Annotated in this window: 22 protein-coding genes and 1 other annotated feature; of the genes, 19 read left to right on the top strand and 3 right to left on the bottom strand. The window is 43.2% G+C overall.

Annotated features, from left to right (window positions below; all coding sequences use genetic code 11):
- Nucleotides 1-42 precede the first annotated feature (42 nt).
- Nucleotides 43-963, bottom strand: coding sequence for a LysR family transcriptional regulator (locus IGK61_RS02105; RefSeq protein WP_005227268.1), 921 nt, complete (start codon nucleotides 961-963; stop codon nucleotides 43-45).
- 126 nt (nucleotides 964-1,089) lie between these two features.
- Between IGK61_RS02105 and IGK61_RS02110 the strand changes: the two genes are divergently transcribed.
- From IGK61_RS02110 to IGK61_RS02155, 10 genes are all read left to right on the top strand, one after another.
- Nucleotides 1,090-2,244 carry a cobalamin-independent methionine synthase II family protein gene (locus IGK61_RS02110; protein WP_175445277.1) on the top strand — a complete coding sequence of 385 codons (1,155 nt, stop codon included), beginning with the start codon at nucleotides 1,090-1,092 and terminating at the stop codon, nucleotides 2,242-2,244.
- 126 nt (nucleotides 2,245-2,370) lie between these two features.
- Nucleotides 2,371-2,605 (top strand) — a binding site (T-box leader).
- A 308-nt stretch (nucleotides 2,606-2,913) separates the two neighbouring features.
- A complete protein-coding gene (locus tag IGK61_RS02115; RefSeq protein ID WP_010748717.1) occupies nucleotides 2,914-3,558 on the top strand; it encodes an amino acid ABC transporter permease in 645 nt (214 codons plus the stop codon).
- A gap of 12 nt (nucleotides 3,559-3,570) precedes the next feature.
- A complete protein-coding gene (locus tag IGK61_RS02120) occupies nucleotides 3,571-4,203 on the top strand; it encodes an amino acid ABC transporter ATP-binding protein (RefSeq protein WP_005227272.1) in 633 nt (210 codons plus the stop codon).
- A gap of 13 nt (nucleotides 4,204-4,216) precedes the next feature.
- Nucleotides 4,217-5,020, top strand: a complete 804-nt coding sequence (locus IGK61_RS02125; protein ID WP_074535323.1) for an amino acid ABC transporter substrate-binding protein — start codon at nucleotides 4,217-4,219, stop codon at nucleotides 5,018-5,020.
- Between the two features lie 163 nt (nucleotides 5,021-5,183).
- The gene (locus IGK61_RS02130; RefSeq protein WP_005231469.1) at nucleotides 5,184-7,622 is read left to right on the top strand and encodes an FtsK/SpoIIIE family DNA translocase; all 2,439 of its coding nucleotides are present in this window, start codon (nucleotides 5,184-5,186) and stop codon (nucleotides 7,620-7,622) included.
- 43 nt (nucleotides 7,623-7,665) lie between these two features.
- A complete protein-coding gene (locus tag IGK61_RS02135; protein WP_005232219.1) occupies nucleotides 7,666-8,367 on the top strand; it encodes a GntR family transcriptional regulator in 702 nt (233 codons plus the stop codon).
- Between the two features lie 61 nt (nucleotides 8,368-8,428).
- Nucleotides 8,429-9,229, top strand: a complete 801-nt coding sequence (gene proC, locus IGK61_RS02140) for a pyrroline-5-carboxylate reductase (protein ID WP_074535322.1) — start codon at nucleotides 8,429-8,431, stop codon at nucleotides 9,227-9,229.
- A gap of 44 nt (nucleotides 9,230-9,273) precedes the next feature.
- Nucleotides 9,274-9,948 carry an HAD family hydrolase gene (locus tag IGK61_RS02145; protein WP_074535321.1) on the top strand — a complete coding sequence of 225 codons (675 nt, stop codon included), beginning with the start codon at nucleotides 9,274-9,276 and terminating at the stop codon, nucleotides 9,946-9,948.
- A gap of 287 nt (nucleotides 9,949-10,235) precedes the next feature.
- Nucleotides 10,236-12,938, top strand: coding sequence for a YhgE/Pip domain-containing protein (locus tag IGK61_RS02150; RefSeq protein WP_074535320.1), 2,703 nt, complete (start codon nucleotides 10,236-10,238; stop codon nucleotides 12,936-12,938).
- Between the two features lie 217 nt (nucleotides 12,939-13,155).
- Nucleotides 13,156-14,979, top strand: coding sequence for an APC family permease (locus IGK61_RS02155; protein ID WP_074535319.1), 1,824 nt, complete (start codon nucleotides 13,156-13,158; stop codon nucleotides 14,977-14,979).
- Between the two features lie 73 nt (nucleotides 14,980-15,052).
- Here IGK61_RS02155 and IGK61_RS02160 read toward each other — a convergent pair whose 3' ends face one another.
- Nucleotides 15,053-15,943 carry an ArsR/SmtB family transcription factor gene (locus tag IGK61_RS02160; protein WP_005227282.1) on the bottom strand — a complete coding sequence of 297 codons (891 nt, stop codon included), beginning with the start codon at nucleotides 15,941-15,943 and terminating at the stop codon, nucleotides 15,053-15,055.
- 375 nt (nucleotides 15,944-16,318) lie between these two features.
- Here IGK61_RS02160 and IGK61_RS02165 point away from each other — a divergent pair, with 375 nt between their 5' ends.
- The 9 genes from IGK61_RS02165 to IGK61_RS02205 are packed head-to-tail and all read left to right on the top strand — an operon-like array spanning nucleotide 16,319 to nucleotide 25,458.
- Entirely contained in the window at nucleotides 16,319-17,659 is a 1,341-nt protein-coding gene (locus IGK61_RS02165) for an ABC transporter substrate-binding protein (protein WP_015508887.1), read from the top strand.
- A gap of 56 nt (nucleotides 17,660-17,715) precedes the next feature.
- Complete coding sequence (locus IGK61_RS02170) at nucleotides 17,716-18,630, top strand: carbohydrate ABC transporter permease (RefSeq protein WP_034872060.1); 915 nt, start codon at nucleotides 17,716-17,718, stop codon at nucleotides 18,628-18,630.
- Between the two features lie 11 nt (nucleotides 18,631-18,641).
- A complete protein-coding gene (locus tag IGK61_RS02175) occupies nucleotides 18,642-19,475 on the top strand; it encodes a carbohydrate ABC transporter permease (protein ID WP_074535318.1) in 834 nt (277 codons plus the stop codon).
- A 4-nt stretch (nucleotides 19,476-19,479) separates the two neighbouring features.
- Nucleotides 19,480-20,088 carry a DUF624 domain-containing protein gene (locus IGK61_RS02180; protein WP_005232198.1) on the top strand — a complete coding sequence of 203 codons (609 nt, stop codon included), beginning with the start codon at nucleotides 19,480-19,482 and terminating at the stop codon, nucleotides 20,086-20,088.
- Nucleotides 20,085-21,512, top strand: coding sequence for a glycoside hydrolase family 43 protein (locus IGK61_RS02185; RefSeq protein ID WP_016611394.1), 1,428 nt, complete (start codon nucleotides 20,085-20,087; stop codon nucleotides 21,510-21,512). The genes IGK61_RS02180 and IGK61_RS02185 overlap by 4 nt, the downstream gene beginning before the upstream one ends.
- 3 nt (nucleotides 21,513-21,515) lie before the next feature.
- Nucleotides 21,516-22,499, top strand: a complete 984-nt coding sequence (locus IGK61_RS02190) for a glycoside hydrolase family 43 protein (RefSeq protein WP_016611393.1) — start codon at nucleotides 21,516-21,518, stop codon at nucleotides 22,497-22,499.
- Nucleotides 22,500-23,945, top strand: coding sequence for an alpha-N-arabinofuranosidase (locus IGK61_RS02195; RefSeq protein WP_016611392.1), 1,446 nt, complete (start codon nucleotides 22,500-22,502; stop codon nucleotides 23,943-23,945).
- 4 nt (nucleotides 23,946-23,949) lie between these two features.
- Nucleotides 23,950-24,216: a DUF6171 family protein gene (locus tag IGK61_RS02200; protein WP_005232191.1), complete on the top strand. Its 267-nt coding sequence runs from the start codon at nucleotides 23,950-23,952 to the stop codon at nucleotides 24,214-24,216.
- Between the two features lie 51 nt (nucleotides 24,217-24,267).
- Nucleotides 24,268-25,458 carry an arabinan endo-1,5-alpha-L-arabinosidase gene (locus IGK61_RS02205; RefSeq protein ID WP_074535316.1) on the top strand — a complete coding sequence of 397 codons (1,191 nt, stop codon included), beginning with the start codon at nucleotides 24,268-24,270 and terminating at the stop codon, nucleotides 25,456-25,458.
- Nucleotides 25,459-25,524: 66 nt separating this feature from the next.
- Here the strand turns inward: IGK61_RS02205 and IGK61_RS02210 are convergent, their stop codons facing one another.
- Complete coding sequence (locus IGK61_RS02210; RefSeq protein WP_016611390.1) at nucleotides 25,525-26,787, bottom strand: glycoside hydrolase family 27 protein; 1,263 nt, start codon at nucleotides 26,785-26,787, stop codon at nucleotides 25,525-25,527.
- Nucleotides 26,788-26,897: the final 110 nt, after the last annotated feature.

A 26,897-nucleotide genomic window follows, 5' to 3' on the forward strand; every position in this document is an offset into this window, starting at 1 on the left:
CTTACTAAGGTAGCCCGACCGACTGTCTGCGGATCGTTTTTTTTAAAAGACGTCGAAACCGTAGTTTTTGATATGCTGCTTCAACAAGGCGAGATAGTCCAAAGCCATCTCACTCAGTTCCATTTTCTTGTGTTTTAGATAACCTAGTGTCATCGCATCATCGACCTCCAAAGGGATCGCAACGATTTTTTCATCATTCAGCTCACTGCTGATGATCCCAGAGCTGATGGTATAGCCGTTGAGACCCACCATCAAATTGAAGATCGTGGCACGATCGCTGATGCGGATGTGTTTTTTGCGCTGTAAAGTGCTTAAGATCTCTTCAGAAAAGTAGAAGGAATTGGTTTCCCCTTGTTCGTACGACAAATAGGTATATGGTTCCAAATCAGCTAATGTGATGCTTTTTTTCTGAGTCAGGGGATTTTCTCGGCCGATGAAGACGTGGGGTTTGGCTTCAAACAAAGGAATGAATTGCAGGTCTTTTTCGTGGATCAAACGGGTGAGGACCGTCGTGTTGAAATCATTCAGATAAATGACCCCCAATTCGCTCTTAAACGTCTGGATATCATCCAGTACATTTTGTGTCTGGGTCTCTCGCAAGGTGAATTGAAATTCATCCTCCCCTAACTGTTTGACCAGCTCCACGAAGGCGTGGACGACGAAGGCATAGTGTTGTGCGGAAACACTGAAAACATGCTTGCGATGGCTGTCTTTGCGAAAGCGTTCGTCCAAGAGATTGACTTGGTCTAAAACATTTCGAGCATAGTTGAGAAAGGAACGGCCATCATCGGTCAAGGTCACCCCTAATTTACTGCGATAAAACAGCTGCAGATCATACTCTTTTTCCAACTCTTTCATGGCTTGAGAGAGGGAGGGCTGACTGATGAAAAGCTGTTTAGCGGCTTCATTGAAAGAGCCAGTTTCTACGATTTTTTCCAAATATTCAAGCTGCTGGATACGCATGGGATACAACCTCCTTTTTATGTTATAGGTATTGCCTATGGAATATATAAGTTTATAAGTATTATCTATAGTATAAGATGTTTGCTAGAATAAATCTAACAATTTTGAAAACTTTGTATAGGAGGAATGGATATGGCAACAGACAAATTTCAGCTTGTGGGGTCATTGTTACGACCACAAGATTTATTGGACTACAAAAATCAAATCGAGCATCGGGAGGATATCCGCTACCCGTTTTATGATGCGTTTCCTAGCTACCAAGAAACGGAAGCAAAAGCGATCGCTGAAATCATTGCAGCGCAAAAAGAACACGGCATCACAGTCATCACAGACGGCGAACACGGCCGCTCAATGTGGCACCTGGATTTTCTCTGGGGATTAAAAGGCGTTGAGCGCTATATCTCCGATCATGGGTATGCCTTTGAAGATTTGGACGGTGGACATTTTGAGACACGTAAAGACATCGGCATCCGAATCACAGAACCATTATCTGGCAAAAACCATCATTACTTGACGTTGTTTAAAGAAACCAAACGCCAAGCTGGCGACCTGCCAGTCAAAATCACCGTCTGGGGGGCTGCCCACGCCTTTACCGAGCTGACTGTCTTTAACGACCTCGTTGGTGAAGGTCAGGTGTATCCAACGAAAGAAGCCTTGCGGGAAGGGCTGCTTAACGCCTACAAGGAATTCTTGCAGGAATACCGAGAAGCCGGTGGTGAGATCGTTCAGTTCGATGATTGTTTATGGGAATTATTCGCCGAAGACAATGACAAGAGCTTCTTCACCCAAGGCAATGACGGCTTAGAAGCGTTAGCCGATGAATTCGTGGCGATCAACAACGAAGTCGCTGACTACGCCCACGAATTAGGATTAAAAGTCTGGACCCACAACTGCCGCGGCAATTACCAAAGCCGCGCGGCCGGCAGCGGTACCTACAAAGCGATCGCCGAAAAATTCTTGCGTGATCAGCATTATGACCGCTTTTTCCTAGAGTGGGACGATGACCGTGCTGGTGATATCTCGGCTTTAGAAGTGCTGAAAGATCGTCCAGAAGTGGAAGTTGTCTTAGGCTTATTGTCCAGCAAAACCGCTACATTAGACGATGAAAAGCGAGTGATCGCTTTATTAGACAAAGCCAGCCAAATCATTCCTAAGGAGCGGCTTTATCTTTCTCATCAATGCGGCTTTGCCTCTTGTGACTGCGGCAATGAGCTTTCGACTGAACAGCAGTGGGCAAAAATCAAGCAAGGACAAGCCTTAGCTGAAGCGTACTTCGGTTAAGCAGCTGCGTCTTCTTTTCCCTGAATCTTCCCCTCGAAACCGGTACATTTGACAAAGTTTCGAAAATTTCAGAAAAAATGTTTGACATTTTCTTTAAGAGCGAGTAAAGTAAGACACAACTTAATGAAACAGACATCGAAAAGAAGAGTAGCAAGGCTTGCTGTTTGAAGAGAGTCTCTGGTTGGTGCAAAGAGATAACGCATGGTTGTGAAACACATCTTGGAGTCGTTTTTCCGAAAGAAAAGTAGGAGAGACCGGGTTTGCCCGTTACAGCAGCAGTCATTGATTGATGACTTTCTGAGTTCAGTTGCTGTGAAGCACTGATAAACAAAGGTGGAACCGCGTTGATAACGTCCTTTAGCTGTAATGGCTAGGGGACGTTTTTTTTCTCTTTTTTTGCATCTCACCGAAAACCGAAAGTGGAAGGATCACAAGGACTGCACGAGGCCTTTTCCTGTGAAGGAAAGGCAAATTGAGGTGGAACCACGTATCAAGCGTCCTCTGGCAAATGCCAGTGTGCGCTTTTTTTGTTTTTCTTTTTTAAAAAAATGAAGCTTGCCAGTTGCCCCTCACCAGCCAACGCCCAGCGTCACATAAGCGTCGGAGCAAACCGTCGCGAAGCTGTAGCGCTGCTAATCGAAATTGAAACCTATCAAGGAGGAAGTCACCATGTTTGAGTATTTAGTTAATGTTATGCCCCAACTGATTTCAGGAACTGGAATCACCGTTAAATTGTTCGCACTGACCTTAATCGGGTCCATTCCCTTAGGCATCTTGTTGGCCTTTGTTTTAGCCAGTCGCCTGCGTATTTTGAAATTGATCGTGCAAGTCTACGTTTGGTTGATGCGAGGAACGCCTTTATTGCTACAGCTGATCTTCGTATTCTACGGTCTGCCGATCTTAGGGATCGTCTTTGACCGCTTTGAAGCAGCCTTGATCGCCTTTATTATCAATTACGCTGCTTATTTTGCCGAGATTTTCCGTGGAGGGATCCAATCGATTCCAGCCGGACAATACGAAGCCGCGAAAGTCTTGCGTTTGTCCCCGATCCAAACGATCCAAAAAATCATCATCCCACAAGTCGTCAAGATCACCCTGCCATCTGTCGGCAATGAAGTCATCAATCTTGTCAAAGACACATCCCTCGTCTACATCTTAGGATTGTCAGACGTGATGCGAATCGGAAAAATCGCCATGGAGCGAGACAGTACCTTGCTTCCGTTAGTTGGGGTCGGCTTGATCTACTTGGTGATGACAGGCGTCTTTACGTTATTGTTAAAACAAATCGAGACCAAACTGGACTATTACCGTTAGGAGGAACCACATATGTTAGAACTAAAACAAGTATCAAAGTCATTTGGCGCTAAAAAAGTCATCGATCAATTAGACCTGACGATCGAGGACGGCAGTATCTTAGCGGTGGTCGGTCCTTCCGGTGGCGGGAAAACCACCTTGCTTCGGACACTGGCTGGTTTAGAAACGATCGATTCTGGAAGCTTTTTACTGGATGGCAAAGCCTTTGATCCCACCGACACAAAAGAACAAGAACAAGTCGTCGGTGTCGTCTTCCAAGACTTCCAATTGTTTCCGCACTTGTCAGTTTTTGAAAACATCACTTTGGCGCCAAAAATGGTGCTAAAACAAGACAAGGCCGCGTATACAGCAAAAGCCGAACAGTTGGCAGAAAAACTAGGGTTAAGTGACCTACTAGCCCAATATCCCTTCCAATTGTCCGGGGGGCAGCGGCAACGGGTGGCTATCGCACGAGCGATGGCGATGAATCCCAAAGTGTTGGCCTATGACGAGCCTACCAGCGCCTTAGATCCAGGCTTGAGACAGCAAGTCGAACAGCTGATCTTGGATCTGAAAAAAGAAGGAGTGACCCAGATCGTGGTGACCCATGATTTGGTTTTTGCCGAAAATATCGGTGATCAATTATTAAAAGTAGCAGGAGAATAAGGGGGAGAACAAAATGAAAAAATTACTATTGACGGGAATCGCAGCAGCAAGTGTATTTTTATTAGGGGCGTGTGGCAGCAGCAATGACACCACAACCAGTGCCGCTGACAAAGAAGAAGTGATCGTCGGCCTAGACGATACCTTCGTACCGATGGGCTTTAAAGACGACCAAGGCAACATCGTTGGGTTTGATGTGGATTTAGCCACAGCGATCTTGGATCTAACAGGAACCAAAGTCAAATTTCAACCAATCGATTGGTCCATGAAAGAAACCGAACTAAGCAATGGCACCATCGATATGATCTGGAACGGGTATACCAAAACCGCAGCTCGTGAAGAAAAAGTATTGTTTACAGATACTTATATGGAAAACAAACAAGTCTTAGTCACAGCAAAAGCAAGCGGCATTACTAGCTTTGATGATATGGAGGGCAAAGTCTTAGGCGCCCAAGAAGGCTCTTCTGGTTATGAGACCTTCAATAACCAACCGGAAGTTTTGAAGGATCTCGTAGACGGCAATGACGCAACCTTGTATGCCAGCTTTAATGAAGCCTTTATCGATCTAGAAAACGGTCGGATCGACGGTCTTTTGATCGACCGCGTCTACGCAGAATATTATTTGACTCAAATAGGCAAAACCGATGACTTCAACGAAATCGAAAGCCCTTTTGAAGCAGAAGATTTTGCTGTAGGTGTGCGTAAAGACGATCAAGCCATGGCAGATAAAATCAATGATGGCTTGAAAGAATTGCAAGACAATGGCACCTTTGCTGAAATCTCTGAAAAGTGGTTTGGCGAAGACGTCACACCAAACTAAAACAAGTCAACTAGATACACTGGCTGCTTAGCAGCTGGTGTTTTTTTCATCATTTAAGAAATTTTCGCTTAAATTCCAACATCTACCCAAAATTTCTCACAGGAAAACTTTTGTTCGCCTTCTTTTTTCGTTATAATAGGGAAAGATGAAAAGAGGGATAGAAATGGCGCAAAAAAAACGCGCAAAGAAACGCAAAACAAAAAAACAACAAAAACAGCAAGAGAAATTAATGCTGGTCGGCGTCGGCCTGCTCTTTGTCTTGTTTTCGATATTTGGCTTTTTCCATTTAGGTTTTTTAGGAACCTTGATTGCCAACGGGTTTCGGATCGTTGGCGGAAACACGTACCAATTTTTGAGTGTTGCCCTAGCCGCTTATGGTGTCTGGTTAGCGATCAAAACGACCGATGCTCGCTTTAAGAGTATTCGGCGAGTGATTGGCTGTGTATTGGTGTATTTTGGTTTACTGATCATCCTCCATGCGCAAATCTTTAGTAATGTGGTGGGAGAACAAGCCAATATCTTCCAAACGACTTGGATGACGCTGTTAGGCGATATTCGGCGCAGCCAAGTGACCCAAAATGTCGGGGGCGGAATGATTGGCGCCATGCTCTATGGGGCGACCTATTTTCTTGTTTCCCAGATCGGCAGCTACATCATCGCTGTTTTACTCATGATGATTGGGGCGTTCTTGTTCAGCCAAATGAGCAGCCACGAGTTAGTCGAGCACCTGCAAGCAGCTGGTGACAAGCTGCAGCGGTTGTTAGAAGGCTCTCCAGAAAAGCAAGCCGAACGAGAAGCCCGCAAAGCGGAACGAGCAGCAGAGAAACAAGCTGCGAAAGAAGCCAAAAAAGAAGCCGAACGAGCAGCAGTCATGGCGGAGATCAAAGAAAAGAATCAAGTCCGACCAATGACAGAAGACGAAAAATCAGCAAAAGAACAACAGATGCAAGCGCCAGCTGATTTTGAACCAGAGCAGCTGAGCTTTGTACCCATCGACCACTTCCAGGAATTGCCGCAAGCGGCGGGACCAGAGGCCGCTCAAGCACCACATCCAGCAGGAAACAAACCGGGACCAAGCAAAAAGGTCAATGAAGACGGAGAGATCCTCGATGATGATGGTGAAGTATTGGAATTTGAGATTTCGGAAGAAGCTGAAAATCGTGATTATGAATTGCCTTCAGCGCAATTACTCGATTCGATCCCTTCAACGGATCAAAGCAGCGAGTACAAAAAGATCGAACAAAATATCGGTGTGTTAGAAACTACCTTCCAAAGCTTCGGTGTTGACGCAAAAGTCGTCAAAGCCAGCTTAGGACCAGCAGTAACCAAATTCGAAGTTCAACCAGCAGTAGGGGTCAAAGTCAGCAAAATCGTCGGGTTGACCGACGATATCGCCTTGGCCTTAGCTGCCAAAGATGTGCGGATGGAAGCGCCGATCCCAGGGAAATCATTGATTGGGATCGAAGTTCCAAACAGTGCAGTCAGCATGGTTTCATTCCGAGAAGTGATCGAAGCCCAACCGGATCATCCAGATAAACTATTAGAAGTACCTTTAGGACGCGATATTTCTGGCCGTGTCCAAACGGCAGACTTAACGAAAATGCCCCATCTCTTGATTGCCGGATCGACCGGGAGCGGGAAGTCCGTAGCCATCAACGGCATCATCACCAGTATTTTGATGCGGGCAAAACCCCATGAAGTCAAACTGATGATGATCGACCCGAAAATGGTTGAATTAAATGTTTACAATGGGATTCCCCATCTCTTGACACCTGTCGTGACCAATCCGCGCAAAGCGGCGCAAGCGTTGCAAAAAGTGGTCAAGGAAATGGAAGAGCGCTACGAAAAATTTGCGGCAACTGGGGTCCGAAACATTACTGGCTACAACGATTTAGTGATCAATAAGAATTTAGAAGACGGCGAAAATCGTCCGATCTTGCCATTCATTGTAGTGATCGTCGATGAGTTAGCCGACTTGATGATGGTTGCCAGCAACGAAGTCGAAGATGCCATCATTCGTTTGGCGCAAATGGCACGGGCAGCAGGTATCCATATGATCCTAGCAACGCAACGACCAAGTGTGGATGTCATTACAGGGATCATCAAAGCCAATGTTCCATCACGGATGGCGTTTGCTGTTTCCAGCGGTGTCGATTCGCGGACCATCATTGATGGGAACGGAGCCGAAAAACTGCTGGGCCGCGGCGACATGCTGTATCTGCCGATGGGTGAGAACAAACCGATTCGGGTCCAAGGGGCCTTTATCTCCGACCAAGAAGTCGAACGAGTGGTTGAATTCGTGACCGATCAGCAAGAAGCCAATTATGAAGAAAAAATGATGGTCACTGAGGAAGAAACGAGTACCGGCAGCAGCGGACAACCGCAAGATGAGCTGTTCGAAGATGCCAAAGCCCTTGTGGTGGAAATGCAGACCGCCAGCGTTTCTCTCTTGCAGCGACGTTTTCGCATCGGCTATAACCGAGCGGCTCGGTTAGTGGATGAATTAGAAGATCAAGGCGTCGTTGGCCCTTCTGAAGGCAGCAAGCCACGGAAAGTCTTGATCGAGCCGCAACCAGAAGACATTCCTACCTTTGATGAATAAGGAGAACACCAGACCAATCCAATGAGAGAAAGGCGAGATAGCAATGAAACGCAAACACATTCTTTACCGTGATGTTGCCGATAAGCTCAAAGAAGACATCATGTCGGGTCGCTACCCGATTGGTTCATTTTTACCGACGGAAACAGAATTGGAAGCTACCTTCAATGTCAGCAAGATCACTGTCCGCAAAGCCATCGAATTGTTAGCGGCAGATGAGTATGTGGAAAAACGCAGCGGACGTGGGACGACGGTTTTAAGCAATCGCCCTTATAACAAGCTGTCAAAAGGCACGACGTTTAGCCAATTGCTTGAAAAGACTGGCAAGGAATACACGAAGAAAAACCTCAGCTATGAATTAGTCGAACTTGCGCCTGAACACCCAGCGTATTCCTTGATGGGCAAAGAAGTCATGCGTTTACGTCGCATGTATTATTTTGACCACCAACCCTTTATTTACTATGAGTACCATTTGCCAAAGCAGCTAAAGGGTACCTCCATCGAGGTCTTTGAAGAAAAATCATTGTATCGCCTATTGGATGAACATCGAATGATCATCGATCGCTTTCAAGATGCGTTCGTGGCAACGACCTTGACCGAAGAGCAACAGAAGTTTATGATCACGCCAGAGGTCGCTGCCTTGAAACGAACCCGTTATTCGTATGATCTACAAGGAGAAGTGGTAGAATATACAGAAGGGATCTATAACACCGCCTTGCATCCGTACATGATCGAGTTTGAAGCCTAGTCATTGATTAGGCTTTTTTAGCAAAAAGTGGTACCAAAATCAGAAGTGGAGCGTGAAATACATGAGAAAAATCGCCTTTTTAGGAGCCGGTAACATGGCAAAAGCCATCATCAACGGCTTGATTGCAGCAAACCTGTATGAACCAGTAGAGATCCTGGTTTATAACCATCGCTACGAGCCGACTTTGGCACAATTAGAAAAAGAAACTGGGATCACTGGGACAACTAAGCTAGCAGATGTCACCGGAAAAGCGGAGATCCTCGTCTTAGCAGTTAAACCTTTTGTCTTTCCCCGCTTGCTTGCTGATTTAAAAGACGGCTTGACCAAGGAGCATTTGCTAGTATCTATTGCCGCGGGTGTGACGATCGCACAAATGGAAGAAATCATCGGTGCGCACAAAATCGTGCGGGTCATGCCAAATACCCCTGCACTGGTAGGGGAAGGGATGTCTTCTATCAGTCCCAACGGTCAAGTGACGGAAGCCGAAGCCAACGAAGTCAAACAGCTTTTTGAAAGCCTAGGGAAAGCCGAGCAAGTACCAGAAAGCATGATCGATGCAGTCATTGGTGTCAGCGGTTCTTCACCAGCCTACACGTATTTGTTCATTGAAGCTTTGGCAGATGGAGCAGTGGCAGAAGGAATGCCGCGTCCGATGGCGTATGAATTTGCTGCTCAAGCGGTATTAGGCGCAGCGAAGATGGTATTAGAGACGAAGGAACACCCAGGCGTCTTAAAGGATCGTGTCAGCTCGCCAGGGGGCACAACGATCCAAGCAGTTAAAACCTTAGAGGAAAATGGCTTTCGTGCGGCTGTCATCAAAGCAGTGCAAGCAGCTGCTGACAAAAGTCGGGAAATGTCTTGATCCCCATAAGTGAGAGGGAAATCTAGCAAAACGAAGGAGCGTTTATGAAAGAACTTTTGATTTTTGATTTTGATGGATTGTTAGTCGATACTGAAAGAGTCTATTTTGATGGGTGGTTGGCGCTATTTAAAAAGTATCAGCTTCCGATTACAGCCGCTGATATTTTTGGTTGGCGTGGTCAAAGTTGGCAACAGACTGCCACTAAATTAGCCGACCTCGTAGGCGGTCAGCAGCGGGTGCAGGAATTACGAGCAGAACGGGAAGTCTATATTGCCCAGCAAATAACCGATGGCACCTTCAAAACCAAACCCTATGCGAAAGAAACCATCGCATTGGCTCGTGAGAAAGGCTTCCAAACGGCATTAGCCACCTCGACGATGAAAAAAAGAGCCTCTGAATTGTTGGCGCATTTCGATTTGTTGCAGGCCTTTGACTATCAGACCTTTGGCGATGACGTCTCCGCCCATAAGCCTGATCCAGCACCTTACTTGCTGACTTTAGAAAAAGCGCAAGTCGCAGCAGAAAAAGCTTTAGTCATGGAAGATTCTCTTGTGGGAGCAACAGCCGCGACACGTGCGGGCATCGATGTCGTGCTGATTCCCGATCAAAGCTTTGATCAAGTCTATTCCCCAGAGGAAAAAGCAGATCTTCAGTTATATGGCGAAGCTACCTCATTGAAGTATGTGTATGAGTTATTGGCAAAGGATCAACTGAAATAATACCTAAAAAAGCTTCCTTTTTCGTTGCAGAAAAAGGAAGCTTTTTTTGTATAGGAAAGGCCTGTAAAAAAACAGAACAAAGGATATGAGTGGTGTGTTTTTCGCCATCATGGTAAAGTTAAAGAAAGTTTAACAATAAGCGAAAAAAAACAAAAAGTAAAGGGGTTTCATTTTGACAAAAACGTCCATTTGTCAAAAGGACTTTTCTTGGTCGATCCTAGCCGTTGGCGGCGGGGGAAAAACATGGTAAATTATCCTTCGACGAAGAACTAGTGGGGGAAGAAAAAATGAATAAACTAAAGAATGTTTTCTATTTATATAAACTGGACTGGAAACGAATTTTCAGCAATCCAATCTCTGCATTTTTGATCATTGCCTTAATGATTTTACCCTCGCTTTATGCGTGGTTCAATATCAAAGCCCTCTGGGACCCATACGGCAACACCAGTGAATTGCCGATCGCCGTTTACAGTGCGGATAAAGGGGCAGAATTTCAAGACAAGCACATCGATATCGGTGATGAAGTCATTGACACCCTCCATAAAAACAAGCAGTTGGGCTGGCGCTTCTTGGATTCAAAAGAGGACTTAGTAGAAGGGGTCAAGTCAGGAAAATATTACGCGGGTATTTACCTACCAGCGGATTTTTCAGATGATCTGATCAGCTTTACCAGTGGGAAAATCGAAAAACCGACCATCGAGTATTACAGCAACCAAAAAATCAATGCCATCGCACCAAAAATCACCGATAAAGGAGCCAGCAGCCTTCAAGAAGAGATCTCACAAAACTTTATTGAAACCGCCAGCTCCACGTTGATAAAAGTCTTCAATGAAATCGGCTATGACATTGATTCCAACTTAGTCAGCATCAACAAAGTCAAATCCATGATCTTAGATACCGATGACAATTTGGCTACGATCGACGGTTATACGAAAGAGATCGTCACCTTGCACGATAAGTTTCCAGAAATCAAAGAAAAGATCGCAAAAGCCGAAGAATTTACCGATTATATTCCGCAAGTGGATGCCATGGGGGAAAAACTGATTGGCCTAAACGATAAGCTGCCGACATTGAAGAAAGAAGCCAGCATCATTTTGACCTTGCAAGAGAAGATCCCAGAGATCCAAAATGCCGGCAAACAATTGAAGATGATCGATGATGATTTTGATGACATTGCCAGCACCATGACGGACGGCATCGATACCGCCAAACAAGGACTGCAAGTCATCGAACAAGTTCAAGCCGCGTTACCACAGATCGAACAACTAGGCGACCAAGCCGCCAGCTTCGCCACAGCGACCAAAGATGGGGCCCAACAGTTGCAAGCTGCCCTGCCAAGTATTTCTAGCAGTGTGAAGGTGACGATTGAGTCGATCAGTCAAGTGGCAACAACTACTGCTAAATGGTCGAAGGCTCTGAACGATTCAATCAACCAGGAGCAGTTGGAACAAGATCGAGAATCAATCTTAAAAACAATTGATGGGTTGCAACAAAGCATTCAGCAACAACAAAGTATGCTAGATGCCTTAATTGCATTTTTAGGAAATATTGAAGGTTCAGCTGAAAATGCCCAAATTCAAGCCGTGATCAGTCAGTTAAATGACGCAAAAGGGCGTTTGACGAATGTATCTGGGTTGTTAACTCAGGTTAGAAATGCTGTGCAAAGCGGCGATGTTACAGCAGCTAAGCAATACCTTAGTCAAGTTACTGATGCAGCTAATAACGTTGCCAATCTCATGAACAGCATCAATGTTGATTCAATCACTGCAACCATCAACGACATTCTAACTAAACTAATCGAAACCATCACCACTGCCGAAGATGTCTTGAAAAAAGCCCAAGAAATCGATTTTGACTCGTTGCTGTCTTCCACCAAATCAGTGGTCAGCAATGCCGTGACGATTTTGGAAAAATACCAAAAAGAATTGCCTGCCATCAAGCAAGAATTGCACGATGCCAATACGATGCTGAATGGTCATATGGATGAAATCGTCAATGCCATCAACAAAGGAGCCGACCTGTACAACAACGAATTGCCAGTTGTCGAAGAAAAATTAGGGCTGGCCGTAGACTTCTTGCAAAACGATTGGCCAACCATCAAATCAGAAATCAGTTCTACGATGGCGATGGTGGATGAAAAACTACCAGAAGTTGAAAAAGCCTTGGATGCGGCTGTCGATTTAATCAATAACGATTGGCCAAGTATCAAAGCAGGCATCCACAAAGCCGCTGATGCGATCCGAGCAGGAGAAAATGAAGTCGATCTCGGGGAAGTCATCAAATTATTGAAACTTGATGCCACGGATGAAGCCGACTTCTTCAAACAACCAGTGGAATTAAAAAGCAATGAAATCTACCCAATCGCCAACAATGGTTCAGCTAGCACACCATTTTATACCGCATTGTGTTTGTGGGTAGGGGCATTATTATTGTCAAGTGTCGCTACAACGGAGTATCATTTAGAGAAGAAAGACAAAAAACGCTTTACACAACGTGAAACCTTTGTGGCACGGATGCTGACGTTCTTGACGATGGCAGTCGCCCAAAGTTTGATCGTGACCCTAGGAAATATGTTTTTATTAGGCGTCGATGTCCACAACCCTGTGTACAGTGTCTTCTTCGCATTACTCGTCGGACTCGCCTTTATGATGATCGTCTACGTACTGGCGGGACTGTTCGGCAACCTCGGGAAAGGGATCGCCATCATTATTTTGGTTCTCTCCATTTCAGGTGGGGGAGGAAACTACCCAATCCAAGTCTCTGGGAAGTTCTTCCAATTCATTAATCCGCTACTGCCGTTTACTCATGCGGTCAATCTGTTAAGAGAATCAGCCGGTGGGATCTATTGGCCAAATGCTATCCCGCAGTTGATCATTTTAACGATTTTGTTCCTAGTCTTTGGGATCGTCGGTACGTACGCGTATCCTTATCTAGTCAACTCTACGAAGAAACTAAGTGACATTTCCAAAGAAAGTCATTTCTTCCACTAAAATCTTAAAGCAGAAAGAGCATTTGTTCTTTCTGCTTTTGTGCCATCACGTGAAATTTCTAATAATCAAAAGAGGGAAAAAGGGTCGTTTTTTCATCTGATTTTCATTGACTTTTCGCGGTTACAAGAGTAGCATACAGTCTTGATAATTCAATATTTGTGAGGATATCGTTACAAGTTTAACGAAGGATTTTTTCATGAAAAGGAGTGTAGAAAAAGTGGAGTATTTGAAACGTTTGTTGGTCGGACGTCCATTGAAATCCGCAGAGAATGATGAACAAAAACTGAGCCGGACGGCGGCCCTTGCGTTGCTATCTTCTGATGCTTTGTCTTCGATTGCTTATGGGACAGAGCAGATCGTTGTCGTATTAGTGGCACTTTCCGCTGCTGCTATCTGGTATTCATTGCCGATCGCTGCTTTTGTTATTATTCTTTTGATTTCATTGACCTTGTCTTACCGCCAGATCATTCATGCTTACCCTCACGGCGGTGGGGCATATGTAGTAAGTAGTGAAAATTTAGGGAAAAATGCGGGCCTGATTTCCGGCGGCTCTCTATTGATCGATTATATGCTGACAGTGGCAGTATCCGTCTCAGCAGGGGCAGAAGCTATCACTTCAGCTGTGCCGGCGTTGTTTGGTCATCAAGTGGCCATTTCTGTCGTGATCGTAATCTTGATCATGATGATGAATCTGCGAGGGTTGCGAGAATCAGCTAGCTTCTTGATGATTCCTGTCTACACCTTTATCGCAGTGATCACAGTCTTGATCGTGGTCGGTTTGTACAATATCGTAACGGGTGCGCAACCGTTAAATGCAACCGCACTACCGGGAGCGGTCGTACCTGGGGTATCCGTGGCCTTGATTTTACGGGCTTTCTCATCAGGTTCCTCTTCTTTGACAGGGGTCGAAGCGATCAGTAACGCGGTGCCATTTTTCAAAAAACCACGGGCGAAAAATGCAGCTGCGACCTTGACGATCATGGCTGCGATCTTAGGGTTCTTCTTCGTCGGCATCACTTTTATCAACTATTGGTACGGTATCGTACCAGAAGCAGAAGTGACCGTCCTATCTCAAATCGGCTCTGCTGTTTTTGGTCATGGGTTTATGTACTACGTTTTGCAATTTGCCACAGCGCTGATTTTAGCAGTTGCCGCAAATACCGGATTTTCCGCCTTCCCCGTGTTGGCGTATAACTTAGCCAAAGACAAATATATGCCACACATGTATCAAGACCGTGGGGATCGTCTCGGCTATTCGAACGGGATCATCACCTTAGCTGCTGGTTCCATCGTCCTATTGTTTATCTTCCAAGGATCGACCGAGCGTTTGATTCCGTTGTATTCCATCGGGGTATTCATTCCTTTTGCACTATCCCAAAGCGGAATGGTCGTCAAATGGAAAAAAGAAGGCAAAGGCTGGTTCTTTAAATCCATCGCCAACATCATTGGGGCTTTGATTTCCTTTGCGATCATTGCCATCTTATTCGTGTATCGCTTAGGCGATATTTGGCCATTCTTCATTATTATGCCGATCCTCTTGTATATCTTTTACAAGATCCATGATCATTATAAGAAAGTCGCAGAACAGCTGCGATTGGAAAAACAAGAAGCATTACATGTTTATGAAGGAAATACCGTGATCGTTCTCGTCGGAAATGTTACCCGAGTAAATATCGGCGCATTGAACTATGCCCAATCGATTGGTGATTATGTCGTGGCGATGCACGTCTCGTTGGATGAAGATGTGAAGAAAGAAAAAGAGATCGAACAAGAATTTAAGCAAAAATTCCCAGACGTGCGTTTCTCCGTCGTTCATTCTTCGTATCGTTCGATTGAAAATCCCATCTTGCGTTATGTGGATCTAGTCAGCCGCAATGCAGCCAAACATAATTACACAACGACCGTCATCATTCCACAGTTTGTCCCAAGACGTCGCTGGCAAAATATTTTGCACAACCAAACAAGCCTGCGCTTGCGTTTCAGACTCTCTTGGCGTGAGAACATCATTGTAAGTACGTACAGTTACCATTTGAAGAAATAACAAAAACGCTAGTTTAGCGACCTGATTCCCAAAAGAAATGTTTGGGTCAGCCGCTAAGACTAGCGTTTTTTTTTTAGCTATAAAACATTTTCAGTTTGATATCCTGATCGTAATTCCCAAACCCCTTGCCAAAGAGGGTACAACCGCCGACATGCTCGGCATCTTCTTTGACTTCCACTTTTAAGTGCCACGTATCTTCGTAGGCAGGTATATCCTTGATCGTAATGTCGGAAAGAGGAACACCTTCCATGTAGGTTCCGTGATCCATGATGCGGATCGTCTTCAATAACCCGTACTGATTGAGATTGTCTGGATACCAATCCGGTGTATACTTGCCGCGAATATCTGCAAAATCCCCTGGGCTAGTCCATGTACCAAGCTCCACACCATTTAAGCTGAAGGTGATGTCTGACGGCCAGTTGTTATTGGAAAAAGGAAATTCAGACGAAACTTCCATTGAAATCTCCATCATTTCAAGTTTTTCTTCTCTTGCTAAGAAGTTTGGCGATTGGTATTCAACAAATCCTTTCGTAAACCACAAGATGCGGGCATCCATTCGTCGGGGATCCATGAAAAACTTCGGTTCATCCACCATTCCCACAAAATCAGCTGAAGTAGCAAGCCCGCACGTTGGTTCTACCGAATAATTTGTATAATGACCGATCGGTATCGCCGTTTCTTTCGTATCAAAGGCATTAAAGATTTTCTCAGGAAAGTTGATATCGATATGATCCACTCTCAAACTGGAAATCTTTTTTTGTCCCACACGCTCTGTTTTGATGATTTTGGCTTCTTCTAATTTTTTGATGTGCATCGTAATGATGGCGCTGCTTAAGCCCAACTCCTGTGCCAACTCTTTGACATTCATCTTGTTTTTAGCCAGCAATTGAATGATTTTGATTCGCACGTTACTGGCAAGTGCCTCATAGACAGGCAATGCTTCTTGATTGATTTCTAATTGCATCGTGTCACCTCCGCTTAAACTGTTTGATTTACTTGAATGTTAACATATTTGCTAATTTGTGTAAATAGCGTTGTTTATTTCGCTAATTATTAATATATTTATTAATTAATATAGATATTATCCTAGATAAATTAATCAAAATATTGTTGACAGCGATTACAAATCAAGTTATGATTTATTTGTAAATTGAAAGTGTTTGCAAACATCAATTTCTATGTTTTGTTTTTGTGAATTGTTTATAGGCTTCTTTATAGGAAATATCTTAGGTGTTAGGAATTATTATGAGCAGTTAGTAAGGTTTTTTTTAAGAGATGTCAATGAACAAATGTGATAACGTACCTGCAAATATCTATAAAACTTGAGAGGATGGAAAAGATGAACATCAAAAAGGTTATTTTTTCGGGAGCAGTTCTAGGTTTAAGTAGTTTGGTATTAGGGGCCTGCGGAAACAGTAATAATAGTTCAGGTGATGATAGCGGAAGTAAAGAAATTACGTTTATGTTTCGAGGCGGCGAGGACGAGAAGAAAGCCTATGAAACAGCAATTAAACAATTTGAGGAAGAAAATGATGTAAGCGTTAAGATTATCGCCACAGATGCTGATCAATATGCAACAAAGCTGCAAGCGGCAATCTCAGGCGGTAATATGCCCGATGTTTTCTATGTAGAACAAAGCAATCTAATGGCTTACGTTGATAATGGTGTTTTGCTAGATATTACGGATGAAATTGAGAATTCAGATTTTGATCTTTCAAACATTTGGGAATATGGGGTAAACAGTTATCGGTATGATGGTGAAAAAGTTGGTAGCGGTGCTTTGTATGGATTACCAAAAGATGTTGGACCATTTGCTTTAGGATATAACAAAGACATGTTTAAAGAAGCTGGTATTGATTTGCCAGATACAGATACGCCTTATACATGGGATGAATTCGTTGAAGTATCTAAACAGTTGACGAAGGATTCTGATGGAGATGGAAATCTTGACCAATGGGCAACAGGATTTAACGTAAACTGGAGTTTACAAGCTTTTGTTTGGAGTAACGGAGCAGATTGGATCAACGAAGCCAAAGATACCGTTACAGTCGATACACCAGAATTTGCGGAAGCATTGCAATGGTTTGCGGATCTGCAAAATGTGCATGAACTCACCCCTTCAATTTCTGATGCCCAAACATTGGATACGTATCAAAGATGGATGAATGGTGAGATTGCTTTCTTCCCTGTAGGACCTTGGGATATGAGTACGTATGCAGGATTAGATTTTGAGTATGACTTGATGCCTTGGCCAGCAGGCTCTACAGGCGAATCTGCAACGTATATCGGTTCTTTAGGAATTGGTGTTGCCAGCAAAACCAAACATCCAGAAGAAGCAGTGAAATTAGTTGAGTATTTAAGTGCATCTGAAGAAGGACAACAACAATTAGTAGATGCACAGATTCAAATTCCTAACCTGATTGATATGGCTGAAGAATGGGCTTCTGATACAGACAGTGTACCTAATAATAAACAAGAATTTATTGACATCGTCCAAGATTATGGTCGCGCTTTGCCAGTGGCAACAACCTACAATGCAGAATGGTACGATGAATTCTTTATCAATATCCAACCTGTGTTAGATGGAGATCAAACGGCAGCGGATTATTTAAAAGAAGTTCAACCTAAGATGCAAGAAAAACTAGACTCAGCGATTCGCCAACAAGAAACAGCAAGATAGACTCACTGGGGTCACATATCTATGTGACCCCAAAGATTTTTATGGAGGGACGCGTAATGGAACAAGTGGAAATAAAAAAAACAAAAAATAAAAATAGTCTTTATGCAAAAGAGCACAAAGTTGCTTTCTTGTTCGTTCTACTTCCAGTTTTAGGATTTATTTTGTTTTCATTGATACCTTTGGGCTATTCGGTTTATGCTGCCTTTACAGATTGGAACGGTCTAGGGCAAATGAATTTTATCGGTCTTGAGAACTTTCAGAAGCTTTTTAGAGATGAGTACTTCTATAAGACGATGTTTAATACCGTCTTTTTGATGTTAGGGATTCCAATCGGTTTGATTTTGTCATTTATGCTAGCATCAGCACTGAGCAGAGGAATTAAAGGAACGACGATTTTTCGAACAATCTATTATATTCCAGTCATCTCATCATTAGCAGCCATTTCGATTTTGTGGCAATGGGCTTACAATGGTGATTTTGGTTTAGTCAATCAGGTCTTGGATATCTTCGGTATCAGCGGCCCTAACTGGTTGCAAAACCCATCAACAGTCAAACCGGCAATTATTATTATGTCTGTTTGGAAGGGCTTGGGTTATTCTATGCTCTTGTACTTGGCAGCGATTCAAAGTGTACCAAAAACCTTTTATGAAGCAGCAGAATTAGATGGTGCTTCTTCTTTTCAAAAGTTTCGCAATATCACTTGGCCGATGGTTAGACCAGTCACTTTCTTTTTAGTCGTTACGAATATTATCGGCGGCTCACAAATCTTTACGGAAATAAACATTATGACACCAACTGGCGGACCACAATATAGCAGTGCTACGGTCGTTTGGTATATCTGGCAAAAAGCTTTCAGAAATTGGCAAATGGGTTATGCAAGCAGTATGGCGTTGATTCTAGCAGTATTGGTTTTTGTGATAACAGCATTCCAATTCTATATGAACAATCGTTCAAGCTATAAATTAGATTAGGAGGGAAAAGAATGAAAAAACTGAAAATAAGCAACTTACTCATTATTTTAATTCTCTCCCTTGGAGCAGTTATTATGGTGGGGCCGTTACTTTGGATGATCTCAACATCGCTAAAAGACCGAGCTGGCGTCTTCCAGCTGCCACCTCAATGGATTCCAGACCCAGTACAATTTGATGCGTACAAACGTTTATCTGAGCTGGACACTTTGTTCTCAGGGATTAAAAATACAGTGATCGTTTCACTTTCTGTAACTGTTGTAGGTACTCTGACATCCAGTTTAGCTGCCTTCTCATTTGCCAAATTACGGATGCCGCATAAAGATGCGCTATTTCTAATCCTTTTAGCCGCTTTGATGATTCCCTATCCAGCGGTGATGATCCCGCAATTTATGATGTTCTCCCAAATTGGCTGGGTTGATACGTTATTACCATTGATCATTCCGGGAATGTTTGGGAATATCACGATGATTTTCTTTTTGCGACAATATTTATCTAATATTCCTGATTCGATCGTTGAGGCGGCAAAAATTGATGGTGCGGGCTATTTACAAACCTTTATCCAATTGATTTTCCCGTTGATTCGTCCAGCAGTTGCTGCTCAATTTATTTTATGGTTTATGGGCGCTTGGAATGACTACTTAGCACCATTGATCTACTTGAATAGTCCAGAAAAACAAACATTGCAAGTAGTGATCGCAAACCTAAATGCCGCCTATGCTATTCAAACGGATTATCCGTTGATTATGGCAGCTTCCGTTGTTTCATTACTTCCGGTTTTGATCGTATTTATTATTTTCCAAAAGCAAATTATCGAATCAGTTGCACTTTCTGGAATGAAAGGGTGAGTAGATGTTTCTAAAAGCAATGAACTGGCTAAATGCATTCGTACTTCTGATAGAACTAAATATTTTGTGGCTTCTAGGTATTTTAGCTGGTTTTTTTGTGGTCGGCTTTGTTCCAAGTACTGTTGCTGTCTTAACGATTCTAAATAAAGAGGATCTATTTACAGGCTATTACTCTTATATAGAAGTATTGACTTTATTTTGGAAAAACTATGTGTCAGCTATTCGCTTATACAAATGGCGGGTCTTTATATTTCCACTTATTCTAGGCATTCTCTATTTGGAATTGCTGATTGTGCAGCAAAGTGATCTAATGAGAGCATTTTTCCAATGGCCACTTTTGTTTTTGTTCAGTTATGTGATTTTAGTATTGATCAATTTATCCTTAGTTACTCGATTGAGTAAAGATAAGTGGCGGAAAAAAGCCGTTTTTTCATTGACGAGTCCATTCTTGTTACCAAAAGAATCTTTTCTTTGTCTTTTGATGGTTCTTACATTTTCAATTGTTAGCATGGCGTATCATTGGTTCTTTTTTGTCGCAATTTCAATCTTTTTGTACAGTGCCAGCAAGTGCTTGTTGTCAGGCTATAGCAAGAAAGGATTGTTAAAATCATGATCAAAAAATTTCTTTTCTCGTGTGTTCCTCTAATGATTCTTTTATCTGGCTGTACTGCTTCTGCAGTTGAAGAAGTCTTATCCCCTCCTGAGTTTGCCGATGTTAGTGTCCATGACCCATCGGTGATCAAAGCGGATGATACGTTTTATATTATTGGTTCACATATGCAATTTGCCAAGTCTCAGGATTTGTTGAAGTGGGAGCAGATATCTAATTCAGTATCTGAAGATACTCTATTTGAGAATATTCGAGAAGAATTGGCGGAAGAATTTGAGTACGCACAGACAGATACGTTATGGGCTAGTGATATCCAACAGTTTAAGAATGGAAAATACTATTTGTACTATTGTTTGTGTCAAGGAACTTCACCGCTATCCGTAATGGGAGTGGCGGTATCTGACTCTATTGAAGGTCCTTATGAAAAAGTCGAATCTTTTCTTTATTCAGGAACCTCTCCGCAGTTTGGTGAAGCGTACAATGCAGCGATTCATCCAAATGCGATCGATCCTCATATTTTTTATGACAATGAAGGGAAATTATGGATGGTCTATGGATCATACTCAGGCGGGATTTTTATCCTAGAAATGGATGATGAAACGGGTTTGCCTAAAGATCGCAATTCTTACGGAACACATTTGATGGGCGGAAATCACAGTCGCATCGAAGCACCATACATTCAATATAATCAAGAAAATGGCTACTATTACTTGTTCACTTCATTTGGTGGGCTAGATGCAGACGGTGGATACAACCTTCGAGTCGCGCGGTCAAAGAATCCCGATGGTCCTTATGAAGACAGCCAAGGAAATCCAATGGCTGAGGTCAAAGGGAAATTTGGAACGGTTTTTGATGACGTAAGTATTCAAGACTTCGGAACTAAGATTATGGGGAACTTCCTATATACCGAAAATACGAGCAATGAAGGGGTTGGCTATGTTTCGCCAGGTCACAACTCGACCTATTATGATGAAGAAACCAATCAATATTACTTGATTTTCCATACACGTTTTCCAAATAGCGGAGAATATCATTCTGTGAGAGTCCATCAAATGTTTTTCACAGAAGCAGGGTGGCCGGTTGTTTCTCCATTGAGATACAGCGAAGAAACGATTGCTGATTATACAAAGAATCAAGTTACGGGTGCCTATACGCTGATTTCCTTTGACAAGTTTTTAACGGATGATTTGAAAGAACCACAGGAAATTACAGTTGAAAAAAATGGCCCGATCAATGGTGATCGCACTGGAACATGGGAACTAGCGGAAAAGAATAGTCAAGAAGATTCAAGTGTGGTTATCGATGGCACTGTTTATAAAGGGAAGTTTCTTTCCGGCTGGGATGAAAATCAGCAAAAGCAAGTAATGACATTTACAGGTACCTCAGAAGCAGGAGTACCATTATTTATTGTTAGGAATGAGGAGTAAGGTATGGCAAAAGCAAATGCAGAGACAATACAAAATCCAATCGTGTATGAACGAGCAGACCCTTGGGTATATTTACATTCCGATGGTTACTATTATTTTACAGGTTCAGTTCCTGGATATCAGTCGATTGAACTTAGACGAGCGAAAAGCCTCAATGAACTGGAAGATGCAGAGAGAAAGACGGTTTGGCAGGCACATGAATCGGGACCAATGAGTGAATTGATTTGGGCACCAGAAATTCATTTCATCGCTGATAAGTGGTATATCTATTTTGCCGCTAGTGATAATGAAGAGATCAGAAATGAAAATCATCATCATCGAATGTTCGTGATCGAAAATAATGCAAGTGACCCTTTTGAAGGGGAATGGGAAGAAAAAGGACAAGTCATCACGCAATTTGAAAGCTTTAGTTTGGATGCAACTGTGTTTGAACATCAGGAGAAACTTTATTATGTTTGGGCGCAACAAGATCCAAGAATTCCAGGAAACTCTAATCTTTATCTATCAGAAATGGAAAATCCATGGACACTAAAAGGGAAGCAGCTTTTACTATCGATCCCTGAATATCCTTGGGAACAGATTGGTTTCATGGTGAATGAGGGGCCGGCCGTGCTTAAACGAAATGGTAAGATTTTTATCACTTATTCGGGCAGTGCTACAGATGAAAATTACACTATGGGATTATTGTGGACAGACGAAAATAGTGATTTATTAAATGGGTTTTCTTGGCAAAAATCCCAAGATCCAGTCTTTCAAACGTCAGAACGGAATTCTCAATATGGACCGGGGCATAACTCTTTTACAAAAGGGGCAGATGGTGAGGACATTTTAGTTTATCATGCAAGACCAGAAAAAAATCAGGCAGGCGATCCTCTGGCAAACCCGAATCGACATGCAGTTGCACAACCATTCACTTGGGATGAAAAAGGATTCCCAGTCTTTGGTGAGCCGGTCGTAAACAATAAATTAGAGATGAAGGTGAACTGATTGACGATTAACATTCAAAACACAAAATCAGGAACAACGATCAGCAAATATATCTACGGTCATTTTGCAGAGCATCTAGGCCGTTGTATCTATGAAGGATTATACGTTGGAGAAGATTCGCCGATCCCAAATAAAAATGGGATGCGGATTGATGTGGTTGAAGCACTGAAAAACATTCAAATCCCTGTGCTACGTTGGCCAGGCGGCTGCTTCGCCGATGAATACCATTGGAAAGACGGGATTGGTCCTAAAGAAAACCGCAAAACGATGGTCAACACCCACTGGGGCGGCGTGACTGAAAACAATCATTTCGGGACCCATGAATTTTTTGAATTGATCAAGCAACTGGAATGTGATGCGTATGTCAACGGCAATGTCGGCAGCGGAACGGTACAAGAAATGTCGGAATGGGTGGAATACATCACGATGGATGGCATTTCTCCGATGGCTGATCTTCGCAGAGAAAATGGCCATGAAGAAGCGTGGGAAATGAAATTTTTTGGCGTAGGAAACGAAAACTGGGGCTGCGGCGGCAATATGCGGCCAGAGTATTATGCGGATCTGTATCGCCGTTATCAAACCTATGTCCGCCAATACGGCGACAAAAAAATCTACAAAGTCGCCGGCGGAGCGAATGTCGCAGACTATCATTGGACAGAAACGCTGATGAAAAACGCCCATTGGTTGATGGACGGCCTAAGCTTGCACTACTACGTTCATCCGCAAGGCTGGGAAGAAAAAGGTAGCGCCTTGGAATTTGATGAGGCAGAGTGGCAAGTGACCTGTGAAAAAGCAGCCTACATGGATGAATTATTGACCCGCCACAGCGCGATTATGGACCAGTATGACCCAGAACAGCGTGTGGGAATCATTGTTGATGAATGGGGCACTTGGTTCTCAGCAGAACCTGGGACGAATCCAGGCTTCTTATACCAACAAAATACGATCCGTGATGCCATGGTCGCAGCGATCACCTTGAATATTTTCCATAAACATGCCAAGCGAGTGCATATGGCAAATATCGCACAAACCGTCAACGTCCTGCAGGCGATGATTTTGACAGATGGCGAACAAATGGTGAAAACCCCAAGCTATCATGTCTTTGATTTGTACAAAGTCCATCAAGATGCTGAAACCATTGATAGCCATGGAACCAGCAGCGATACCATTACGTATACGATTTCGAAAAAAGAAGATACGATCCATCTATCGGTTTGTAATTTTGCTACCCAAGGCACGGAAGAATTATCCTTCTCCCTTGAAACAGCGATCAATGAAGTGAAAGAAGCTCGTTATATCGTGGGAAACAAAATGAACGCACACAATGATTTTGATCATCCTGAAGATGTGGTGATCCAAGACTTCACCGCTTACAATGTTGAAGAGAACAAAGTCAGCTTGCGGGTGCCAGCAATGAGTGTTCTAACGATCTCATTGACAGTCTGATCCCATGACTTGTAAAGGATGCGAAGTGAAAGATGCTGCGGCAGCAGCACAGGAAGACATTGAATCCTTGATTGCAGAACAACTTTCTTTAGAAAGCGACTTGGCTTCGCCGGAGATCGTCAGTAGGAGAATCGTTGTTTGTGAGACTTGTCCATTGCGATTGAATCATACCTGTACCAAATGCGGCTGCTTTTATCGGTTTCGCGCAAATTTAGCTAAGAAAAACTGTCCTGCAGGAATGTGGGAACAAACAGGGCAGCTCGTCAAGTAGCTGTCCTGTTTTTATAAAATAGAATAAATCAATTAGGAGATGAGGGAAGACATGACAGCGATCAATGGGGTTCATGATCCTACGATTATTGAACATGAAGGCACCTTTTATTTATATTCAACGGACACCCAACAGCCCAAAACGGCTGGTGTACCAATTCGTCGTTCAAAAGATTTGATCCATTGGCAATTTGAGAAACAGGCATTGTCAGAAATGCCTGAACCAGCAGTAAAATGGAGCAAGGCTCAAGGACTATGGGCACCGGAAGTTATTCGCTATAAGGACGAATTCCGTATGTATTATTCTGCTTCGACATTCGGCAGTACCACTTCTTTTATTGGCTTAGCTACAGCAACAGATCCTTTGGGCCCTTGGGAAGATCAAGGAGAGGTTATTAAAACCAATGCTACTCTTGCACAGCATAACGCGATCGATGCCAATATTGCTTTTGACCGCTCGGGTGAACAGTGGTTTGTCTATGGTTCTTTCTTTGGCGGAATCTATATTGCTCCATTGAACAAAGAAACTGGAAAACTTCAAGAAAAGAGCTATGGCCAACGGATTGCTTTTCGTCCGAAAACAGTTGATACTGCTATTGAAGGCCCATTTGTCTATTATCATCCTGAAACCGATTATTATTATTTGTTTGTTTCTTTCGATTCCCTTAACGATTCGTATAATATCCGTGTCGCCCGAGCAAAAGAAATTACGGGGCCATATCTGGACTGGCATGGTACGGCCATGACGGATCAAGAGAAGACGCCAACCGAAGTAGGAACCAAACTGTTGGGCAGTTATCAGTTCTCAGAAGAACCAGTTGTATACGCTCCTGGTCATAATTCGATCTTTACGCAATCCAATAAAGAAAGCTTCGTTGTGCATCATGCACGGAGAAAACCCTTCAGTGACCAATTCTATTTACAAATACGTAAACTCTATTGGCTAGAATCAGGTTGGCCAGTAATCTCTGCTTCAATCTATCAGGGAAGTGTTTCACGAATGCCAGAGCAGGAAACTCTGTTAGGAAAGTGGGAAATCATCCAATTTGATCACGAGTCTCAAGTTATATCTTCTCAACAGCAAGAAATAACAGCATTAAAAAAAGAAGGACGAAGTTACTTGTGGGGAGAAAATGAATTTGTCCCATATTATGAGTACATCGACCAAAAAGAAAGGTTGTTTTTATCTGGAATCAATGATCAAGGCGTTGCGTTTCTTGGTCGAAAAGTGTACGAAGAATAAAAAATAAGCAGCACAATGGGCAGGTTGCATTGTGCTGCTTATAAACGTATACTGCTGCCGGTTTTACTAAATACTGCCTTTGAATAATCGGACACCATGAGTAGGAACCTCAGCATTGGCAATTGTTTGTTCTTTTTGTTGCCATAACTCAGTGCCGTTTTTAAGTGGTAGTAAATCAGTGATCGATTTTGGGATGGTTTGCGTTTGATCAGAAACATTGAAAATGGCATAGTAGACTGCTGTGTCGCTCAACGCCTCCCAAATGATCCACTCTTGATCACGATAGAACTCTTTTTTCGTATAAATTTTTCGATACATTTCTAAGACTTCAGTATTCGTCAATAAACGTAAGGTAAAGAGATCGATGTCTGGTAAAGTACCACCAAACATCAATGGAGATTGGAAGATCGTCCATAAACTCATCAATAAGTATTGCTCGTCTTCCGTAAAACGTGTCCAGCTGTCACCACCGCCACCATCAACTGCCCGAATGCCGATATGACCCAACGGCAACATATCACAGTCAGGCCAGTTACCTGGACGGACGAAAGGTGCCCACTCTGCTGCTCGGTCAAACATGGCGTAAAGGGCATCCCAATGATCCCAAAAGTCATCCGTCAAGCGCCACATATTGGCATGATTTTGAAAGAAACTACCATTTTTGAGGGCAGCTGGTCCGGGAGACAAAGAAAGGACGATCTCTCGACCGGATCGATCGATTGCACGGCGAATCGCTTTGATTTCTGCTTTATGGGCATCACCGTAAATTTTCGAATCGCCGATATCATCCACCTTTATAAAGTCAACACCCCAAGAAGCATATAATTCGAGCAAAGAATCATAATAAAGCTGTCCTTCAGGCAATGAAACATCGACCCCATACATATCGGAATTCCAAGGGCAGATTGAATTCATAGCAATGTCCCGTGCCCGTTTATCCGTTCCTTTGATCGGCGTATTTTGATGAACTGCTTGTCGTGGAATGCCGCGCATGATATGGATACCAAACTTCAGCCCTTTTTGATGCAGATAGTCACCAAGTTTTTTGAAACCAGCGCCATCTTTTGCTGAAGGGAAACGATTTTCAGCAGGAATCAAGCGAGAATAGTCGTCCATACACAACGGATAAAAATCATTGTACCTTGTAGACTTTGCTTCTGGTTCGCTCCATTGAATATCCACGACGACATACTCCCAACCATAAGCTTTCAAATGCTCTGCCATAAAATCGGCATGGGCGATCACTTCTGCTTCGGTCACAGAAGCGCCATAGCAGTCCCAAGAATTCCATCCCATTGGGGGTGTTTGTGCAAAATGTAAAAAAGACATCGATTTCCTCCTAGTACGTTTTTCTTATAGTATAGTAAGCAATAAAAAAGAGAGGGAAAGTTTTGTCTACTAGAAATAAAAAAGAAAGAAATCGTCAACGAATGAAAAAG

The sequence above is a fragment of the Enterococcus sp. AZ063 genome, from assembly GCF_051715045.1.
GTDB classification, from domain to species: domain Bacteria; phylum Bacillota; class Bacilli; order Lactobacillales; family Enterococcaceae; genus Enterococcus_D; species Enterococcus_D casseliflavus.

Bases quoted from the DNA above. Each gene is read 5' to 3' on its own strand.
- IGK61_RS02105 (WP_005227268.1), bottom strand. From the start codon at position 963: ATGCGTATCCAGCAGCTTGAATATTTGGAAAAAATCGTAGAAACTGGC.
- IGK61_RS02110 (WP_175445277.1), top strand. From the start codon at position 1,090: ATGGATATGGCAACAGACAAATTTCAGCTTGTGGGGTCATTGTTACGA.
- IGK61_RS02115 (WP_010748717.1), top strand. From the start codon at position 2,914: ATGTTTGAGTATTTAGTTAATGTTATGCCCCAACTGATTTCAGGAACT.
- IGK61_RS02120 (WP_005227272.1), top strand. From the start codon at position 3,571: ATGTTAGAACTAAAACAAGTATCAAAGTCATTTGGCGCTAAAAAAGTC.
- IGK61_RS02125 (WP_074535323.1), top strand. From the start codon at position 4,217: ATGAAAAAATTACTATTGACGGGAATCGCAGCAGCAAGTGTATTTTTA.
- IGK61_RS02130 (WP_005231469.1), top strand. From the start codon at position 5,184: ATGGCGCAAAAAAAACGCGCAAAGAAACGCAAAACAAAAAAACAACAA.
- IGK61_RS02135 (WP_005232219.1), top strand. From the start codon at position 7,666: ATGAAACGCAAACACATTCTTTACCGTGATGTTGCCGATAAGCTCAAA.
- proC (WP_074535322.1), top strand. From the start codon at position 8,429: ATGAGAAAAATCGCCTTTTTAGGAGCCGGTAACATGGCAAAAGCCATC.
- IGK61_RS02145 (WP_074535321.1), top strand. From the start codon at position 9,274: ATGAAAGAACTTTTGATTTTTGATTTTGATGGATTGTTAGTCGATACT.
- IGK61_RS02150 (WP_074535320.1), top strand. From the start codon at position 10,236: ATGAATAAACTAAAGAATGTTTTCTATTTATATAAACTGGACTGGAAA.
- IGK61_RS02160 (WP_005227282.1), bottom strand. From the start codon at position 15,943: ATGCAATTAGAAATCAATCAAGAAGCATTGCCTGTCTATGAGGCACTT.
- IGK61_RS02165 (WP_015508887.1), top strand. From the start codon at position 16,319: ATGAACATCAAAAAGGTTATTTTTTCGGGAGCAGTTCTAGGTTTAAGT.
- IGK61_RS02170 (WP_034872060.1), top strand. From the start codon at position 17,716: ATGGAACAAGTGGAAATAAAAAAAACAAAAAATAAAAATAGTCTTTAT.
- IGK61_RS02175 (WP_074535318.1), top strand. From the start codon at position 18,642: ATGAAAAAACTGAAAATAAGCAACTTACTCATTATTTTAATTCTCTCC.
- IGK61_RS02180 (WP_005232198.1), top strand. From the start codon at position 19,480: ATGTTTCTAAAAGCAATGAACTGGCTAAATGCATTCGTACTTCTGATA.
- IGK61_RS02185 (WP_016611394.1), top strand. From the start codon at position 20,085: ATGATCAAAAAATTTCTTTTCTCGTGTGTTCCTCTAATGATTCTTTTA.
- IGK61_RS02190 (WP_016611393.1), top strand. From the start codon at position 21,516: ATGGCAAAAGCAAATGCAGAGACAATACAAAATCCAATCGTGTATGAA.
- IGK61_RS02200 (WP_005232191.1), top strand. From the start codon at position 23,950: ATGACTTGTAAAGGATGCGAAGTGAAAGATGCTGCGGCAGCAGCACAG.
- IGK61_RS02205 (WP_074535316.1), top strand. From the start codon at position 24,268: ATGACAGCGATCAATGGGGTTCATGATCCTACGATTATTGAACATGAA.
- IGK61_RS02210 (WP_016611390.1), bottom strand. From the start codon at position 26,787: ATGTCTTTTTTACATTTTGCACAAACACCCCCAATGGGATGGAATTCT.